General features: G+C 69.4%; 20 protein-coding genes and 1 tRNA gene. 15 read left to right on the forward strand and 6 right to left on the reverse strand.

Annotation, left to right across the window (positions count from 1 at the left end):
- The coding region (locus tag EPD65_RS14690; RefSeq protein ID WP_131585458.1) for a tyrosine-type recombinase/integrase at positions 1 to 966 on the reverse strand (966 nt) is incomplete at its 3' end.
- A gap of 385 nt (positions 967 to 1,351) precedes the next feature.
- Here EPD65_RS14690 and EPD65_RS14695 point away from each other — a divergent pair.
- On the forward strand, positions 1,352 to 2,116 hold the full coding sequence (locus EPD65_RS14695) for a hypothetical protein (RefSeq protein ID WP_131585460.1): 765 nt from the start codon (positions 1,352 to 1,354) through the stop codon (positions 2,114 to 2,116).
- Positions 2,117 to 2,201: 85 nt separating this feature from the next.
- Here EPD65_RS14695 and EPD65_RS14700 read toward each other — a convergent pair whose 3' ends face one another.
- Entirely contained in the window at positions 2,202 to 2,933 is a 732-nt protein-coding gene (locus EPD65_RS14700; protein WP_131585462.1) for a hypothetical protein, read from the reverse strand.
- Positions 2,934 to 3,062: 129 nt separating this feature from the next.
- Between EPD65_RS14700 and EPD65_RS14705 the strand changes: the two genes are divergently transcribed.
- Entirely contained in the window at positions 3,063 to 3,428 is a 366-nt protein-coding gene (locus EPD65_RS14705; protein ID WP_131585464.1) for a hypothetical protein, read from the forward strand.
- Between the two features lie 70 nt (positions 3,429 to 3,498).
- Here the strand turns inward: EPD65_RS14705 and EPD65_RS14710 are convergent, their stop codons facing one another.
- Both EPD65_RS14710 and EPD65_RS14715 read right to left on the reverse strand, forming a co-directional pair.
- Positions 3,499 to 3,714: a hypothetical protein gene (locus tag EPD65_RS14710; RefSeq protein ID WP_131585466.1), complete on the reverse strand. Its 216-nt coding sequence runs from the start codon at positions 3,712 to 3,714 to the stop codon at positions 3,499 to 3,501.
- A gap of 322 nt (positions 3,715 to 4,036) precedes the next feature.
- Positions 4,037 to 4,267, reverse strand: coding sequence for a hypothetical protein (locus EPD65_RS14715; RefSeq protein ID WP_131585468.1), 231 nt, complete (start codon positions 4,265 to 4,267; stop codon positions 4,037 to 4,039).
- Between the two features lie 47 nt (positions 4,268 to 4,314).
- Here EPD65_RS14715 and EPD65_RS14720 point away from each other — a divergent pair, with 47 nt between their 5' ends.
- The 3 genes from EPD65_RS14720 to EPD65_RS14730 all read left to right on the forward strand — a co-directional run bounded on the left by EPD65_RS14720 (position 4,315) and on the right by EPD65_RS14730 (position 6,326).
- Entirely contained in the window at positions 4,315 to 4,764 is a 450-nt protein-coding gene (locus EPD65_RS14720; protein ID WP_131585470.1) for an MOSC domain-containing protein, read from the forward strand.
- 79 nt (positions 4,765 to 4,843) lie between these two features.
- Positions 4,844 to 5,662: a PP2C family protein-serine/threonine phosphatase gene (locus EPD65_RS14725; protein ID WP_131585472.1), complete on the forward strand. Its 819-nt coding sequence runs from the start codon at positions 4,844 to 4,846 to the stop codon at positions 5,660 to 5,662.
- Between the two features lie 154 nt (positions 5,663 to 5,816).
- Positions 5,817 to 6,326: a DUF3145 domain-containing protein gene (locus EPD65_RS14730; RefSeq protein WP_131585474.1), complete on the forward strand. Its 510-nt coding sequence runs from the start codon at positions 5,817 to 5,819 to the stop codon at positions 6,324 to 6,326.
- A gap of 70 nt (positions 6,327 to 6,396) precedes the next feature.
- Here EPD65_RS14730 and EPD65_RS14735 read toward each other — a convergent pair whose 3' ends face one another.
- Both EPD65_RS14735 and EPD65_RS14740 read right to left on the reverse strand, forming a co-directional pair.
- On the reverse strand, positions 6,397 to 7,272 hold the full coding sequence (locus EPD65_RS14735; RefSeq protein ID WP_131585476.1) for a crotonase/enoyl-CoA hydratase family protein: 876 nt from the start codon (positions 7,270 to 7,272) through the stop codon (positions 6,397 to 6,399).
- 13 nt (positions 7,273 to 7,285) lie between these two features.
- The gene (locus EPD65_RS14740) at positions 7,286 to 7,534 is read right to left on the reverse strand and encodes an acyl carrier protein (protein WP_131585478.1); all 249 of its coding nucleotides are present in this window, start codon (positions 7,532 to 7,534) and stop codon (positions 7,286 to 7,288) included.
- A 98-nt stretch (positions 7,535 to 7,632) separates the two neighbouring features.
- Here EPD65_RS14740 and EPD65_RS14745 point away from each other — a divergent pair, with 98 nt between their 5' ends.
- The 10 genes from EPD65_RS14745 to EPD65_RS14790 all read left to right on the forward strand — a co-directional run bounded on the left by EPD65_RS14745 (position 7,633) and on the right by EPD65_RS14790 (position 16,547).
- Entirely contained in the window at positions 7,633 to 8,598 is a 966-nt protein-coding gene (locus EPD65_RS14745) for an alpha/beta fold hydrolase (RefSeq protein WP_131585480.1), read from the forward strand.
- A 136-nt stretch (positions 8,599 to 8,734) separates the two neighbouring features.
- The gene (locus EPD65_RS14750; RefSeq protein WP_279387577.1) at positions 8,735 to 9,127 is read left to right on the forward strand and encodes a DUF3052 domain-containing protein; all 393 of its coding nucleotides are present in this window, start codon (positions 8,735 to 8,737) and stop codon (positions 9,125 to 9,127) included.
- A gap of 16 nt (positions 9,128 to 9,143) precedes the next feature.
- Entirely contained in the window at positions 9,144 to 10,742 is a 1,599-nt protein-coding gene (locus EPD65_RS14755; protein ID WP_131585484.1) for an AMP-binding protein, read from the forward strand.
- Positions 10,743 to 10,744: 2 nt separating this feature from the next.
- The gene (locus EPD65_RS14760) at positions 10,745 to 11,227 is read left to right on the forward strand and encodes a peroxiredoxin (protein WP_131585486.1); all 483 of its coding nucleotides are present in this window, start codon (positions 10,745 to 10,747) and stop codon (positions 11,225 to 11,227) included.
- A 210-nt stretch (positions 11,228 to 11,437) separates the two neighbouring features.
- Positions 11,438 to 11,512, forward strand: a tRNA-Val gene (locus EPD65_RS14765).
- A 76-nt stretch (positions 11,513 to 11,588) separates the two neighbouring features.
- Complete coding sequence (locus EPD65_RS14770) at positions 11,589 to 13,121, forward strand: AMP-binding protein (RefSeq protein ID WP_131585488.1); 1,533 nt, start codon at positions 11,589 to 11,591, stop codon at positions 13,119 to 13,121.
- A 19-nt stretch (positions 13,122 to 13,140) separates the two neighbouring features.
- Positions 13,141 to 13,887, forward strand: a complete 747-nt coding sequence (locus EPD65_RS14775; RefSeq protein WP_131585490.1) for a CHAD domain-containing protein — start codon at positions 13,141 to 13,143, stop codon at positions 13,885 to 13,887.
- A 13-nt stretch (positions 13,888 to 13,900) separates the two neighbouring features.
- Positions 13,901 to 15,022: a Nif3-like dinuclear metal center hexameric protein gene (locus tag EPD65_RS14780; protein WP_131585492.1), complete on the forward strand. Its 1,122-nt coding sequence runs from the start codon at positions 13,901 to 13,903 to the stop codon at positions 15,020 to 15,022.
- 38 nt (positions 15,023 to 15,060) lie between these two features.
- Complete coding sequence (locus EPD65_RS14785) at positions 15,061 to 15,801, forward strand: zinc ribbon domain-containing protein (RefSeq protein WP_243640376.1); 741 nt, start codon at positions 15,061 to 15,063, stop codon at positions 15,799 to 15,801.
- 2 nt (positions 15,802 to 15,803) lie between these two features.
- The gene (locus EPD65_RS14790; protein ID WP_243640375.1) at positions 15,804 to 16,547 is read left to right on the forward strand and encodes a histidine phosphatase family protein; all 744 of its coding nucleotides are present in this window, start codon (positions 15,804 to 15,806) and stop codon (positions 16,545 to 16,547) included.
- Positions 16,548 to 16,614: the final 67 nt, after the last annotated feature.

Genomic DNA, 16,614 nt, shown 5'->3' on the forward strand with positions numbered 1-16,614 from the left:
GCCGCTGTCCGTCCATGTGGAGCCGGCCGCGAGGCGTTCGGCGGTCTGGGCCTTCTTGTGGGCCTTGAGGATGCGGACGAGCTTGTCGCCGAGCGCGAGGTCGCGGCGTGAGCCCTTGGTCTTGAGGTCGCCGAGAATCAGGCCCTTGCCCTTGCGGCGCTGCAGGCCGACGCGGACACGGAGGACGTTGTCCTCGAGGTCGACGTCTTCCCAGCGGAGGCCGAGCGCCTCGCCCTGGCGGAGGCCGAGCGCGAGAGCGATCACCCAGCGGGCCTCGAGCCGCTCGCCTTCGGCAGCGGCGAGCACGCTGCGGACCTCCTCGACCGTGAAGACGTCCATCTCCTTGTCCTTCGCGGTCGGCGCGTCCATGGAGTTGGTGTCGGCGGGGTTGGCCCGGAGGCGCTTGCGCTGGACCGCGACCTTGAGTGCTCGCGACAGGATCCGATGGGTCTGCAAGACCGTCTTGTCGGACAGGGGAGTGGCGGCTTCGAGGGTGGGGTTGCCCTTCGTGCGGAGGTGGTCCCACGCGGCTTCGATGTGCTCCTGCGTCAGGCGGTCGAGTCGGTGGTGGCCGAGCAGCGGCACGATGTACTGCCGGACCTTGCAGTTGTAGGAGTTGTCGATCGTCTGGGCTGCGACCTTGCGGGGAGCGATCTGGGTGAGCCAGTAGGTCATCCACTTCTCGACGGTGATCGGCTTCCCGACGGCGGGGAGTTGCTGGTCGGCGAACTCCTGCTGCTTCTCGCGGAGGCGTGCAGCGGCGCCGGCGCGCGTGGATGCCTGGACCTTGCGGCGGACGGGCTTGCCGTCGATGTAGCCGAGGACGACGGCGCCGACCCAGGGGCACTTGCACTTGGGGTTGCCGCGCGCGTCGAGAGGGCGGGCGCAGTCGGCGCGGTGCTTGGGGTAGAGGGATCCCTCGCCGTCACTGCGCTTCTTGCGTGAGTCCTTGGTAGCGCCCGCCATGCCGCTGCTCCCTTGTGATCGGTGCGGCGCAGGAGGTGCGTCGCTGTGCGTGATCCTACCTAGGACTACCGACAAGAGGGGAGCAACGAGAGGGGCAACGTTGCTCCCTCGCTATGCAGCGATGTGCAGCACGCACAGAGATTTCACGCTCACGCGCAGCGCCACGCAGTCCCTTGCAAGGCCGTGCGTAGGACTCATAATTCTTGGGTCGTGGGTTCGAGCCCCACCCGGCCTACTCAGTGTTTGTGCAGTTCATTCCCCTGCCGTCCGTCCAGGTCGTCGCTGAAGAGCCCCGTGTGGACGTCGAGCGTCACGCTCGCGGACCGGGTGTCTGTGAATAGCCGATCCGGCCCGCGCGGGGGGAGGACTGGAGCATCCTCGGTTCATGAAGCTCCGTGTACTCGCGGCGATTGCTGTGCTGGTGGCCTTGTTGGGCCTCCTGGCGCGCTGTCCGACGTCGGCGGGGCAGTTGGAGTCCGACGTTCGCGACCTGCCCGGTGTGCTGGCGGTGTCTGCCGGGGAGGCAGAAGGCGATGACGCGATCCCCTTCATGAACATCCCCAAGGAAGTCCAGGTCCGGATGACGGCGTCGTCCACCGCTGACCAGGTCTTTGACGTCGTGTCGGCCTACGACGACGAAGGCAAGAACCTCAACGGCGTCCAGATCACCTTCCGTGGCAGGCCGCACGTGGCGTTCTATGGCCAGAACGTGTCGCACGCAATGATCAACGATGTCGTTGCCGCTCGCGATGACCCGGGTGTGCGGAGCTATCAGATGACTGGTTCCGCGGACGGCTTCTGGCTTCAGATGACCGTCACGCCGCGGCCCCTCGCTGAACTCGTAGCTGCCATGGAGCAGAGGCGGGCGATCCCTGGCTCGGAGGACATCGATGTGTCGACTGCGCTAGGTCGAGGCGTGATCTGGGATCCGCTCAACGACAACCTTGCCGTCACTCGTGCGCGCATCGACTTCGCCCTCGAAATGGACGAACACGTGCCGCTGGCTGGTGCCGCCATCGGTGGACGCGGCCCACTTGCACTCTTTGTGGAAGACGCCCAGCTCTCGCGTGCCATCGCATACGTGAAACGCCACCGCACCGCTGAGATGCGACGGGTCCTGATCAACCCTCATGGTGATCCGCCCTGGTAGCGACGCGACATCGCTCGCTGTAGCCGTGGGAACAGATCGAGGCACGAGCGGTCCGGCATCACCCAACGGCCTGCGCTGGGCCGCCCTAGATCTGGCTCGGAAACCAGATTCCGGCCAGGCCACAGCGATCTGCCCGCCGAGGTCCCCAGTCCGAGTTGGCGAACAGTCGACTCACGGAGACCAGGAACTGACCACCGCCGCGTCCGTACACCTCGACGTACTCGTCGTAGTCCGAGTTGTCGGTACGTACCCGGCACAGACTGAAGTCGGTTCGGCCGTCTTCCTCTGCGGAGCCATCAGCCCAGCCGCTCGAATGTGGGAAATGCGTACGGTAGAACGCAAGTACTTCGGCTTCAGTGTGGGTGCCGGCGTCGATGACAACTTCACGACCGCGCATCGGATCGTCGTCGTCGGAGCCGTCCGCTTTGGCGACGGTCGTCGCAAACCCGGGAGTGGGAGGGGCCGCCGGGAAGTCAAAGTCGGCGCCGTACGAGGAGACCAACATCCACGCGAGCCCCAGAACTGCCGCGCCCACCACACCGAAAGCGCCGGCAAGACCCGTACCGATCTCAGCCGCAGTCCTCGCCCAGCCGGAGGGCCACCGAAGCACCGCGGCAAGACCCACGAGCGACAGGCCCAGCCAGAGGAACGGAGCAAGCGGAAGAACATCCGTCTCGAAGTAGAGCACTGACCGGTTGCGCGTAGGACCGTCGAGGATCAGCAGGTAGCCGAAGAAGGCCAACACGGATGCCGACTGCACGGCAGCGATGAGGGGAAAGGTCCAGCGCCACGCGGTTCGGCCAGAGTTCTTGCGCACAACGCTGAGTCTCGCCGAGGCGGCGAACTTCGGGCCCGGTCTATCGGCGAACTTCACAGAACCCGCACATTGCGGCGTGAGTCGGCAGAATCCATGTCAAGGTGAGGCGTGGCCCGTCGACGTTGGACAGTGATCGCGGCCCTGCTCGTGATGCTTGTGGGCACAAGCATCGGCTGGGCTCGGTCCAGCGACCAGTTTCACCTCGTCGAGGACAAGCCGGCACGTTTTGAGAGCTGCACCTTTGACGGTCGCACGCTGACGCTCGGGTTCTTCTACGGCGTCAATGAGCGGGTGGCCCCGAGTGTGGACACACGTCATGCGGACAAGATCGTCGTTGCACTCGAGGACGAGGTTGGGCGAGGTGCCGCTCCTGCGATAGGCCTAACGGGTCGCGCGACCTTCCGGATCTTCAGCGCCGACCCTGATTCGGTCTTCGAATACGCCGACGGAGAGCCTCTCCGCTGCGAGCGGCCCACTCAAGACCCGAAGCCGTAGCCGGCGACTGTCCGGTGCGCGGCCCTGAGCAGGCCCCAAGCCGCACTGATCGCGGCACGAGCGGCTGGATTCAGACTCGGCGATTTCGGACGAGGTAGACGAGGCCGGCGACGACGGCAAGCGTCGCAGTCGCGAAGGCGAGGCCCGAATTGAGGCGGTCCGGCATGTCACCCACGATGTTGGCGAACGCGAGCAGCAGGCCGCCGACAACCAGGATCACCACGATGATCCCCAGCGCGGTTGCAATGGTGATTGTCTGCTGATCACGCGCGGCTTGGTCACGCATACTCGTGATTCTCGCGCGTTGCGCGGAGCATCGCACCTGGCGTGGGATCAAACCGCTCGTCGGCAGATCCGCGCGGATCGACAACGTGAAGACTTTTCGTCACATGCTGACCAAAAGTCTTCATCCTCCGGTCGCACCGTCCTTCGGCAGGGCGATGCGGACATCGGCAGATCCGTTCGGTTCGGCACCAGCCGCGGGCGCGCCTGCGGTGCGCCGCATCAGCGAGCCGAGACGGCCTCATGATCCTTGGGTCGTGGGTTCGGGCCCCACCCGACCTACGCGACGCTGTTTTCCTCGACGGTTCGTGCAGCGTCGAAGCGTGTCAGACGGCCCGGCGGGCGACGCGCCGGTCGCGCGCGTCGAGCTGCACGTTGCGGACCGCGACCACGAGCGCCGCTGCCAGGAGAACGGCCAGGATCCCGGAGAACGCACGCATCACAGGCGTGTGCAGCCGGAACGCGTTCTCGCCGAAGCTGATGACGAGTCCGACACCAAAGGCGAACATCGCCAAGTCGAAGAGGCCGCGCAGCACGACGATGGCGATGCGCTTCACGTCGTCATCGTCGCACGGCCGGGCCTGCGGGTACGTAGTCTCGAGGCATGTCCGAACCGCACGTGGCCGCGATCCACATCGCCAAGGCGCGCCGCCTGCCGATGCGGGCCGTCGACTCGGTAGAGGCCGAGGCCGGCAAGGGACTCGTGGGGGATCGCTATCACGGCACCAAGCACCGTCATGTGACGGTGCAGTCGGCCGAGGCGCTGGCTGAGGCGGCGCGCATCCTGGGGCGAGACGTCGATGCCACCGGCACCCGCCGCAATCTCACCATCAGCCACGGCGTGGTCCCCACCCAGCCCGGTGCTCGCCTGCGGATCGGCGAGGTTCTCCTCGAGGTCGTGCGTGTCGCGGCGCCGTGCAAGCTGCTCGAGGACGACCTCGGCCCGGGTGCGATGGAGGCGTTGCGTCGCGGGCGTGGGGGAGCGATCTGTCGCGTGCTCGAGGGCGGCGAGATCAGGGTCGGGGCGACCGTCGAGATGAGCGATCCGGCCTGATCCGACAGTCGGAACTTGTGGCACCTACCGAGTTCCGCTTGACTCGCTGCACCGATCGGTGCGGGAGAGGAGGGTCGTCATGCTCCGTTTCGACGGCTCGGGCGCCTCGGACCGCGGCCCGGTGCGCGAAGTCAACGAGGACGCCGGATTCCTCTCCGCCAGCATCCTGGTCGTGGCGGACGGCGTCGGCGGGTCGGCGGCCGGCGAGGTCGCCTCGGCCACCACGGCGTACGTCTTCTCGCGCGCGATGACGCCCGGTACCCACCCGATGATCGCCCTCGACAAGGCCGTACGCCGCTCGGTCGACGTGCTCTCCGGCGCCGAGGCGGCCGACGCTCACCGCGGTGGCCTCGCCACGACGCTGACCGCGCTCGCCGTCGACGGCGACCGCGTCGCGCTCGTTCATGCCGGCGATTCGCGGGCGTACCTGCTCCGCGCCGGTGGCCTGCTGCGGCTGACCCGTGACCACACCTACGTGCAGCAGCTGCTCGACGACGGCTTCCTCGAGGAGTCCGGCGTTGCGGGGCACCCGTGGCGCCACGTCGTGACGCGGTCGATCCATGCGCTGCCGATTCCCGACGACGAGCGTCCGGAGTATGTCGAGCTCGCGCTCGTCCCGGGCGACCGGGTGCTGCTGTGCAGTGACGGCCTCACCGACTGCCTGCCCGACGAGCGCATCGGTGCCCTCCTCGCCGTGCCGCGGGCGGAGGAGGCGGCGCGCATCCTCGTGGACGAGGCGCTGCTCGCCGGTGGGCGCGACAACGTGACCTGCGTAGTTGCTGACGTGGTTACGGCGCACCCCACCGCGCGCCCGCGGGTGTCGGGCGACGGCCTCCGCCTCGGATCGCTCGAGGACGACGGCAACGTCCTCGCGGCGACCGGGCTGTCGGCGTACTGACGAAACTCGCCTGCGGCAACGCTGGCAACACGAGCGCTCATCGGTCACAATGAGCGTCATAACTACATATGTGTCACTTGACTGTTCGTGCATCTCCCTTGAAGGGCCCGCTGGGGAAGGCGTTGTCCGACGCCGGAGATGAAGGAGGGGTCACGTGACCAGCAACCGCACCGCTACCCGGGGTGTTCTCTACGTGCACTCGGCGCCTTCGGCGCTGTGCCCGCACGTCGAGTGGGCAGTCGGCGGCGTCCTTGGCGTCTCCGTGAACCTCGAGTGGATCCCGCAGCCCGCGCAGAGCGGCACCTACCGTGCCGAGCTGTCGTGGACCGGCGCCGTCGGCGCTGCTGCAGCGATCACCTCGGCCCTCCGAGGGTGGAACCACCTGCGATTCGAGATCACCGAGGAGCCGTCCAGCGGCACCGAGGGCTCGCGTTACAGCTACACCCCCGAGCTCGGCGTCTTCCACGCCGTCACGGGAGTGCACGGCGACATCCTCATCCCCGAAGACCGGCTGAAGGCATCAGTCGTGAAGGCCGCCCTGGGCGACACCACGCTGCTGCTCGAGATCGACAAGCTCCTCGGCAAGCCGTGGGACGACGAGCTCGAGACGTTCCGTCACGCAGGTGACGGCGCGCCCGTCCGCTGGCTCCACCAGGTCGTCTGACCGGTAGCAGCCGAGTAGTTAGACAACAGAAGGGCCCCGGTCATCGACCGGGGCCCTTCTGCACGTCAGGTCACTCCCACCAGGGATAGAACGGCGGCATCTGCGAGGCCTTGCCGGTGAACTCGGGGTCGCGCTTCTCCAGGAACGACGCAACGCCTTCCTTGCCGTCCTCGCGCGACGCATAGAAGATCGCGAGCGAGTCGGACTCGTGCGCGCGCAGCGGGTGGTCGGCGGCCATGTTGCGGTAGACCAGCTGGCGTGCCAGCGCGGTCGCGACGGGGGAGCGGTGGGCGGTGAACTTCCGCGCCAGCTCGTACGCCGCGGGCAGCAGCTCGTCGGGCTCGTGCACCGAGCGCACGAGGCCGGCTTCCTGCGCCGTCTCGGCGGTCATGATCTCGGCCGAGTAGAGCATCTCGAGGGCGCGCGAGACACCGACGATGCGGGGCAGGAACCAGGTCGAGCAGGCCTCGGGCGTGATGCCGATCTTGCCGAAGACGAAGCCGATGCGGGCCTTGGTCGAGGCGAGGCGGACGTCCATCGCGCACAGCATCGTGGCGCCGATGCCGACGGCCGGACCGTTGACGGCTGCGATGACCGGCTTCTTGCAGTCGTAGATCGCGAGGGTCACCCGACCGCCGGTGTCGCGCACGCCGACCTGGATCTCCGGCTCGGTCAGCCGGGTCCGCATGTCGCCGATCAGCGGCTGCTGCGTCTCGTCGAGGCCGAAGACGTTGCCCTCGCGGGTCAGGTCCATGCCGGCACAGAACGCGCGCCCCTCGCCGGTCACGACGATCGCGGCGACGTCATCGTCGTCGCTCGCGCGGCGGAACGCGTGCTCGAGCTCGTCGGCCATCTGCACCGTGAAGGAGTTGAGGGCGTCGGGCCGGTTGAGCCGCAGGGTGAGGATGCCGTCGGCGACGTCGTACGCGAGGGTCTCGTAGGTCATGCGACCGAGGATGTCAGACGGCGGCGGCGATGATCCGCACGACGTCGTCGACGGTGCGCAGGCGCGCGACGTCGGCATCAGAGATGCGTACGCCGAGGTGCTCCTCGACGCCGGTCAGCAGCTCGACGAGTGACAGGGAGTCGATGCCGAGGTCGTCGACGAGGCGCGACGCCGGCTCGACCGCTGCGACGGGTACCTCGACGATCTGGTGCACCAGGTCGGCCAGGGCCGCCCGGATCTCGTCCGTGCTGAGCTGCGTCATCGCTGTCACCTTCGGGAAACAAACCGGTCCTACGGTGGAATCCTCGCACTTCCGGCCGCTCTCCAGCTGTGGCCGGCCGAGCACAAGGGGGAGCCCAGATGCCGCGCTCGCAGTTCGACCTCCAGTACGTGACGCTGCACGGCCATCGGCGCGCGTACGTCAAGGCCGGGTCCGGTCCGGCGCTCCTCCTGCTCCACGGTCTGGCCTGCGACCACACGACCTGGGACCCGGTGATCCGTGAGCTCGCGACGCGCTACACGGTCATCGCGCCCGACCTGCTCGGCCACGGGGCCTCCGACAAGCCGCGTGCCGACTACACCGTCGGTGGTTACGCGAACGGCATGCGGGACCTGCTCGCGCTACTGGGCGTCGAGCGCGCCTCGGTGATCGGGCACTCGTTCGGTGGCGGCGTCGCCATGCAGTTCGCCTACCAGTTCCCGGAGCGGACCGAGCGGCTGATGCTGGTCTCTGCCGGCGGTCTCGGGCGTGAGGTGACGCCGCTGATCAAGGTGATCCAGGCGCCCGGCTGGGAGACGCTGATGCGGCTGCTCACCCGTCCCGGACTGCGGCCCCTCGTGACCGGCGCGCTGCGTGCCGGGCGCGGTGTGTGGCCGACGTACACCCGCGACCTGGACGAGGTCGCCGCGATCGTCGAGTCCTGGCAGGACCGGCGCACGCGCTACGCGATCCGGCACCTCGTCAACGCGGTGATCGACTGGCGTGGCCAGGTGATCTCGATGGCCGACCGGTTCTACCTGACCGAGAACATGCCCTTCGCGGCGCTCTGGGGCGCCGACGACCAGGTGCTTCCGGCCAAGCACCTCGAGACCGTCCGGCACCTCGCGCCGGAGGCGATGACCGAGCTGCTGGAGGCGTCGGGCCACTTCCCGCACAAGGACCACCCCGAGAAGTTCATCGCCTTCGTCGACGCGTTCATGGCGACACCGGCTTCGGCGTACGACAAGCGCCGGATGGTGGCGCTGCTGCGCAGGGGACCCCTCGTCGACGTCCCCGTCGCGCAGATGGGCGACGCTCCGGTGGACCCGGTCCACGCTCCGGCCTGATCGCGTGTGAGGCTTGCACCCGGGGGCCGTTGTCCGCTGGACTGGACCCCACCCGGCAGCAGCCGGGCACATCCCGCGAGCCAGGAGGCGTCAGTTGAGTTCCACCACGGGCGATGAAACCGCCCAGACAGACACTGTGGCCGGTCGCCTCGGGCTCAAGCCCGGCATGGCCGTCCAGGAGCTCGGGTGGGACGACGACACCGACGACGACCTCCGGGTCGCGATCGAGGACGCGATCGACGCCGACATGGTCGACGGCGACCAGGGTGACGTCGTCGACGCTGTCCTGCTCTGGTGGCGCGAGGCCGACGGCGACCTCGTCGACGCCCTCGTGGATGCCCTCACGGACCTCGCGGGCGGCGGCGTGATCTGGCTGCTGACCCCCAAGGTGGGCCGCCCCGGCGCGGTCGACCCGGCCGACGTGGCCGAGGCTGCACCCATCGCAGGCCTCGCCCAGACGACGACGGCCGCCGTGAGCAAGGACTGGTCGGCGACGCGGCTCGTCGCGCCGAAGACCGCCTCCCGCTGATCCAGGAGTTACCACCGTGCAGAACGTCCCTCAGGTCCTGCGTGTCCTTGCCCGTGCGGGCATGGTGCGTCCGATCGGCCCCCTCGCCGGCGTGCGCACGCTGGTCACCCTCAAGGGCTTCGGCCTCGGTCCGGCGGGCGGCTTCACGGCCCTCGCGCACCGGGCGCCGCGCGCCATCGGCCTGATCGACGAGCTCGGTGAGCTCACCTACAAGCAGATCGACGAGCGCTCCAATGCGCTCGCCCACGCTCTCGCCGGCCTCGGCGTGAGCGCCGGCGACAGCGTCGCGATCATGTGCCGCAACCACCGCGGCTTCATCGACGCCTCCATCGCGACGGCCAAGCTCGGCGCGGACATGCTCTACCTCAACACCGCCTTTGCCGGCCCGCAGCTGGCCGAGGTCATCGAGCGGGAGAAGCCGACGGTCGTCGTCTACGACCAGGAGTTCACGGGGCTCCTCTCGGGCGTCGACGGCGTGACCCGCGTCATCGCGTGGGTGGACGGCGACACCGCCGGCGTACCCGATGTCGAGACGCTGATCGCGAAGGCGCCGACCACGGCTCCGAAGGCTCCGTCGCGTCAGGGCCGGATCATCATCCTGACCTCCGGCACCACCGGTACGCCGAAGGGCGCACCCCGCTCGGAGGCCGGCGTCGACGCGGCTGCCGCACTGCTCTCGCGCATCCCGTTCAAGCGCGGCCAGCGGATCCACGTCGCTGCTCCGCTGTTCCACACCTGGGGCCTCGCACACTGGATGCTCGCGATGCTGCTCGAGTCGACGATCGTGCTCTCGCGCCGCTTCGACCCGGAGCAGTTCCTCCGGATCATCGACGAGCAGCGCTGCGACGGCGCCATCGTGATCCCGGTCTTCCTGCAGCGCGTGCTCCAGCTGCCGGCCGACGTCCGGTCGAAGTACGACGTGTCCCGGCTGAAGGTCGTCGCGTCGTCCGGCTCGGCGCTGCCCGGCGACCTGGCGACGGAGTGGATGGACGCGTTCGGCGACAACCTCTTCAACACCTACGGCTCGACCGAGGTGGCCTACGCCTCGATCGCGACGCCCGAGGACATGCGCTCGGCTCCCGGCACCGCCGGCAAGCCCCCGCTCGGCGCGACCGTCCGCCTGTTCGACAGCAACGACAAGCCGGTCGGCCCGCTCGACTCCGGCCGGATCTTCGTCGGCAACAGCATCCTGTTCGAGGGCTACACCGGCGGTGGCGGCAAGGCGGTCATTGACGGCCTCATGTCGTCCGGCGACGTCGGCCGCTTCGACGCCGAGGGGCGCCTGTTCGTCGAGGGCCGTGACGACGACATGATCGTCTCGGGCGGCGAGAACCTCTTCCCGCAGGAGGTCGAGGACTGCCTCGTCCGCATCGACGGCGTCGTCGAGGCGGCCTGTGTCGGTGTCGACGACCCGGACTTCGGCAAGCGCCTGCGTGGCTTCGTCGTGGTCGAGGAGGGCTCGACGCTCACCGAGGACCAGCTCAAGGAGCACATCAAGGAGAACCTCGCGCGCTTCAAGGTGCCGCGGGAGATCGTCTTCGTGCCCGAGCTGCCCCGCAACGCGACCGGCAAGATCCTCAAGCGCGAGCTCGTGACCTGGACGCCGGGGTCCTGATCGTGAGCCCTGCGGATACCCCTGCCCGTCCGGCCGTCGGCGACCTGGCCCCTGACTTCACGCTGCGTGACCAGTTCGGCCAGGACGTCAGCCTGTCGTCGTACCGGGGGCGCAAGTCGGTGCTGCTCTTCTTCTACCCCTACGCGTTCTCCGGTGTGTGCACCGGCGAGCTCGGGGGAGTGCGCGACCGGCTCGACGAGTTCCTGACGTTCGACAGCGAGGTGCTGGCGATCTCGTGCGACCCGACGTACTCGCTGCGGGCCTTCGCGGACCAGGACTCGCTCAACTTCCCGCTGCTCTCCGACTTCTGGCCGCACGGCGCTGTCGCGTCGGCGTACGGCGTGTTCAACGCGGCGAAGGGGTCGCCGGAGCGGTCGTCGTTCCTGGTCGACACCGATGGCGTGATCCGGTGGACGATGCACAACGAGCGGCATGAAGCCCGTGACCTCGCGGCCCATCTGGAGCAGCTCCAGGCACTCGGCTGAACGACGGAAGCACCAACTGGTCTGGACCGGTTGGAACCCTCGTGATGTTTTTTGTGGATTCCGGAGACAAGGTCGTCGGAGATGCGTCAAGATTCATTCGTTGCGACCGCTGGGGACCCGAGACCCCGGCGGTCGCAGCTTTTATTTCCGGGGTTGATTCCGCTCACGCGTGGCGTCTCGCGTAGGGTTCCGGAGGCCCGTCAGGGCCACGGGCGTGTAGCTCAGCGGTAGAGCACTTGGTTTACACCCATGTGGTCGGGGGTTCGATCCCCTCCGCGCCCACCACCGTTCATCGTGCAGTTCGTGCCGCTCGGCGCGTAGCCCTCGCGGGGTCGCTGTGGCACGTGCCACAGTCGGACCCATGTTCGTGCCCTTCAGCGTCCGTGACTTCCTGGACCGTGCCGAGACCGTGTACGCCGACCGGGTCGCGCTCTTCGATGAGCCCGACCAGCCCGCGACCCCGCTGCCGCAGCTGACCTGGCGCGAGGTCGGCGAGTTCGCCCGGCGCCAGGCGGCGAAGCTCGACGAGCTCGGCATCGCACCGGGCGACCGGGTCGCCGTGGTCTCGCAGAACAGTGCCCGGCTGCTCACCTCGCTCTTCGGCGTACCGGGGTGGGGGCGGGTGCTGGTGCCGATCAACTTCCGGCTCTCCGTCGAGGAGATCCGCTACATCGTCAACCACTCCGGCGCCCGGGTCCTGTACGTCGACCCCGAGCTGGCCGACGCGCTGGCGGACGTCGAGTGCGAGTTCCGGTTCGTGCTCGGGGCCGACGACGACCTCTACGCCGCCCCCGGTGCCGAGCCGAAGCCGTGGGCGCACGACGAAGCCGCGACCGCGACGATCAACTACACCTCGGGCACGACGGCACGTCCCAAGGGCGTCCAGATCACGCACCGCAACATCTGGACCAACACGGTGATGATGGGGCTGCACCTCGGGGTCAGCGACCGCGACGTCTACCTGCACACGCTGCCGCTCTTCCACTGCAACGGCTGGGGAATGCCCTTCGTGACCTCCGGTTTCGGCGTACCCCAGGTGCTGCTGCGGAAGGTCGACGGCCTGGAGATCCTGCGCCGCGTCGAGCGGTACGGGGTGACGCTGATGTGCGCGGCTCCGGCCGTGGTCAGCGCGGTGCTGGACGCGCTGCCGCAGTGGGAGGGCGAGGTGCCGGGGCGCGACCGTGTCCGCGTCGTCTGCGCCGGTGCGCCGCCGCCGACGAAGACGATCGTGCGGATGTCGCAGGAGCTCGGCTGGGAGTTCATCCAGATCTACGGCCTCACCGAGACCTCGCCTCTGCTGACGGTCAACCGGTCCCGCCCGGAGTGGGACGACCTGACGGACGAGGAGCGCGCCGCGAAGCTGGTCCGCGCCGGCGCGCCGGCGATCGGCATCCGCGTGCAGACCGACCCCGAGGGCGAGGTGATCGCGCAGGGCAACCACGTGCTCGAGGGCTACTGGGAGCAGCCGGAGGAGTCGGCCGCGGCGCTGGCCGGTGGCTGGTTCCACACTGGTGACGGCGGTGTCATCGACGACGAGGGATACCTGACGATCAGCGACCGGAAGAAGGACGTGATCATCACCGGCGGCGAGAACGTCTCCTCGATCGAGGTGGAGGACTGCCTGTTCTCCCACCCGGAGGTCGCCGAGGTCGCCGTGATCGGCGTACCCAGCGAGAAGTGGGGCGAGACGATCAAGGCCCTCGTCGTCCGTACGCCGGGTGGCACCGCCGACGAGGCGGCGCTGATCGCCTGGTGCAAGGCGCGTCTGGCCGGCTACAAGGCGCCCACGTCGGTGGAGTTCCGCGAGGTGCTCGACCGCACCGCCACCGGCAAGCTGCAGAAGTTCAAGCTGCGTGCTCCCTACTGGGAGGGCCGCGACCGCGCGGTCAACTGAGCCGACGGGTCCTGACGCGATGGGGACGGGGGCGGTCCGGCGCTACCTCGCCGAACAGGGCGCGGTGCTCGACCAGGCGGCTGCCCGGCTGCGGGCCGGGGACCGGACCGCCGTCCACCCCACGCGCGTTGCGGTACGCCGGGCGCGCAGCACGCTGCGTACGTTCGCTGCCTGCTTCGAGCCCGGTCCAGCCCGGCAGCTCGACGCGGCACTGATCGCCCACGCGGACCGGGTGGCGCGGGTGCGCGACCTGGAGGTGCTGGTCGAGGTCTTCGAGGAGCAGCGTGCCGACCAGTCCGCCGAGCTGTCTCCGTGGATCAGCGACCGGCTGACGCTGGAGCTCGATGCGACGTGGCGCGAGGCCAGGGAGGCGCTGGCGGCGGAGGACGACGGCGAGCTCGGAGCCCGCTTCCGTGCGGTGCTGGCGGCATCCGCCGGGGGCTCGCTTCCACTGGGCCGGATCGCGGCCCGTGCCGGCGAGCGGGCGGCGCGCCGATTGGCCGCAGCGGGCGGCGATCCGGATGCCCTCCACGAGGCGCGCAAGGCAGCGAAGCGGGCGCGCTACGCCGCCGAGGTCAGCGGTGACGACGCGATCGCTGCGCGCCATCAGCACGTCCAGCAGATCCTCGGGACGCATCACGACCTGATCGTCGCGGCACGCTGGCTCGCCACTGCACCGGTCGAGCCGGAGATGCGCGCGGACGCGCGGCACCTCGGCGTACGGCTGGAGGCGGCGGCCGCTGACTGTCTGGGCGACCTGATCTGAATAGGGTGGGCGCATGAGCCAGACCCTCAGCGACGTCGTCTCCCTGCTGCACACCTGGTACCCGCCGTCGACCGCCGACTCGTGGGACGCCGTCGGCCTGGTGCTGGGTGACCCGGAGGCCCCGGTCAGGAAGGTGCTCTTCGCGGTCGACCCGACCGAGGAGGTCGCGAAGGAGGCCGCAGAATGGGGCGCCGACCTGCTCGTCGTGCACCACCCGCTCTTCCTCACCCCGGTGACGAGCTTCGCTGCAACGACGCCGAAGGGACGGACGGCGGCCGCGCTCGCCAAGGCTGGCTGCGCCCTGCTGACCGCCCACACGAACGCCGACCAGGCCGTCGACGGCGTCTCCGAGGCGATGGCGCGGGCCTTGGGCCTGTCCGACCTGACGCCGCTGATCCCGGCTCCGGCCGGGCCGCTCGACCGGCTCACCGTCTACGTGCCTGGCGACGCCGCAGCGCCCGTGCGGGCCGCCATGGCCGAGGCCGGAGCCGGGTCGATCGGCCACTACGACCACTGCTCGTTCCAGAGCTCGGGGGAGGGCCGGTTCCGTCCTCTTGAGGGCGCCGATCCGGCGATCGGCACCGTCGGCACCCTCGAGGTCGTGCCCGAGGAGCGGATCGAGGTGGTACTCCCGCGCTCACGTCGTACGGCGGTGGTGCGGGCGATGCTCGCCGCGCACCCCTACGAGCAGCCGGCGTACGACGTCGTGGAGGTTGCCGACGCGGGCCTCGCCGAGACCGGCACTGGCCGTCGGGGCGTTGTCGAGCCGACGACGCTGGGCGCCTTCGCAGAAGCGGTGGCAGCCGCGCTTCCGGAGACCGCGGGCGGCGTACGGGTGGCGGGTGAGCTGGACCGCGAGGTCAAGCGGGTCGCGGTGTGCGGCGGCGCCGGTGACTTCCTGCTCGACCGGCTCGCGGGCTCGGACGTCGACGTCTACGTGACCTCCGACCTCCGCCACCACCGCGCGGCGGAGTTCGTGGAGGCCGGCGGCCCTGCGCTCATCGATGTAGCCCACTGGGCAGCGGAGTGGACGTGGCTTCCGGTGGTCAGCGGCAAGCTGCAGGCGGCGTTGGGCGATACGGTGGAGACCCGCGTCAGCGCGATCCGCACGGATCCGTGGACTGCGCGGATCTGAGCTTCCCTCTCACAACTCAAACCCTGCAGGAGATTCCGGTGAAGGCCGACCCCGCCATCCAGGCCCAGCTTCTCGACGTCGCTGACCTCGACGCCCGCATCTCGCAGCTGACGCACCAGCTGAAGACGCTCCCCGAGATCGCCGAGCTCGCGACGCTCGCGGCGGAGGAGTCGGAGCGCACCAACCGGATGCGCGACGCGAAGATCCGCGTCGACGACCTGACCAAGGAGCAGAAGAAGGCGGACGCCGACGTCGAGCAGGTCAAGGCCCGCCGCGAGCGCGACCGGAGCCGGCTCGAGCAGGGCCTGATCACCGATCCCAAGCAGATCCAGGCGATGTCGCACGAGCTGGAGTCCCTCGAACGCCGCATCGGCGTCCTCGAGGACGAGGAGCTCGAGGTCATGGAGATGCTCGAGGCCGCTCAGATGGAGCTCACCAAGGCCGAGGCGGCTGTGGGTGAGTCGGTCGAGCAGCGCGAAGTGCTCGAGGCCCGCCGCCTGGAGAAGTCCGTCTCCGTCGAGCGCGAGCTCGATGGTGCGCAGCGTCGCCGTGCGGAGGCTGTCGTCGGTGTCGACGCGCCGCTGCTCGCCCTGTACGACCGGCTCCACGCGTCGCGCGGCATCGGCGCGGGCGCGCTGCGGGCCCGCACCTGCGGGGGCTGCCAGCTGACCCTCAACCCGGGCGACCTCGCCGAGCTGGCCAAGGCGCCGCTCGACGAGGTGCTGCGGTGCCCCGAGTGCGAGCGGATCCTGGTCCGCACCTCCGAGTCGGGCATCTGAGCGTGACCCAGGGGCAGACTGCCGGGCTCGACGGCTCGACCTCGTCCGCGCCGTCGCGCGGCTGGGGCCGTCCCGGCATGGCCCCGACCCGCATCGTCCTGGTCCGCCACGGCGAGACCGACCACACCACGGACAAGCGGTTCTCCGGCGGTCTGGCCTCGGCGAACCCGCCGCTCAACGAGCTCGGCCGCCGGCACGTGTGGGAGACGGCCGAGTGGCTCGCGACCGTCGGCGAGCAGGTCGACGTCGTCCTGTCCTCACCGGTACGCCGCACCCTGGAATCGGCGGAGATCGTCGCCGAGGTGCTCGGTCAGCGCGAGGTGCTGGTCGACGACGGCTTCGCCGAGATGGAGTTCGGCACCTGGGACGGGATGACCTTCCTGGAGGTCGCCGAGAAGTTCCCGGACGAGCTGAAGGCATGGTTCGGGGACCTCGACCACGCCCCGGGCGGGGGAGAGTCGTTCCGGACCGTGCAGGCACGCGTGCTCGCCGGTCTGGAGCGCGTCATCGAGGCCCACGCCGGCAAGACGGTCGTGCTGGTCAGCCACGTCACGCCGATCAAGACGCTGGTCGCCCAGGCGCTGGGCGCGCCCCTCGAGGCGCTCTACCGGATGGAGCTGCAGCCGGCGTCCGTCACGGTGCTGAGCTGGTTCCTCGGCGGGTCGGAGGGCGATGAGCTGATGGCCTCGATGCGGGTGTTCAACGCCACGCCCGGTGCGCACTGGGACGGCGCCTTCCCCCTCTGACGCCGGGAGGGCGGCGCGGGCGCGCGCCAAACTGTCAGATTGACAGTTTCGCCTGACGTGACACTTC

The organism is Nocardioides jejuensis, from assembly GCF_004337475.1.
Taxonomy (GTDB): domain Bacteria; phylum Actinomycetota; class Actinomycetes; order Propionibacteriales; family Nocardioidaceae; genus Nocardioides; species Nocardioides jejuensis.

Bases quoted from the DNA above. Each gene is read 5' to 3' on its own strand.
- EPD65_RS14735 (WP_131585476.1), bottom strand. From the start codon at position 7,272: ATGACCTACGAGACCCTCGCGTACGACGTCGCCGACGGCATCCTCACC.
- EPD65_RS14725 (WP_131585472.1), top strand. From the start codon at position 4,844: ATGCTCCGTTTCGACGGCTCGGGCGCCTCGGACCGCGGCCCGGTGCGC.
- EPD65_RS14720 (WP_131585470.1), top strand. From the start codon at position 4,315: ATGTCCGAACCGCACGTGGCCGCGATCCACATCGCCAAGGCGCGCCGC.
- EPD65_RS14745 (WP_131585480.1), top strand. From the start codon at position 7,633: ATGCCGCGCTCGCAGTTCGACCTCCAGTACGTGACGCTGCACGGCCAT.
- EPD65_RS14710 (WP_131585466.1), bottom strand. From the start codon at position 3,714: ATGCGTGACCAAGCCGCGCGTGATCAGCAGACAATCACCATTGCAACC.
- EPD65_RS14780 (WP_131585492.1), top strand. From the start codon at position 13,901: ATGAGCCAGACCCTCAGCGACGTCGTCTCCCTGCTGCACACCTGGTAC.
- EPD65_RS14740 (WP_131585478.1), bottom strand. From the start codon at position 7,534: ATGACGCAGCTCAGCACGGACGAGATCCGGGCGGCCCTGGCCGACCTG.
- EPD65_RS14770 (WP_131585488.1), top strand. From the start codon at position 11,589: ATGTTCGTGCCCTTCAGCGTCCGTGACTTCCTGGACCGTGCCGAGACC.
- EPD65_RS14775 (WP_131585490.1), top strand. From the start codon at position 13,141: ATGGGGACGGGGGCGGTCCGGCGCTACCTCGCCGAACAGGGCGCGGTG.
- EPD65_RS14695 (WP_131585460.1), top strand. From the start codon at position 1,352: ATGAAGCTCCGTGTACTCGCGGCGATTGCTGTGCTGGTGGCCTTGTTG.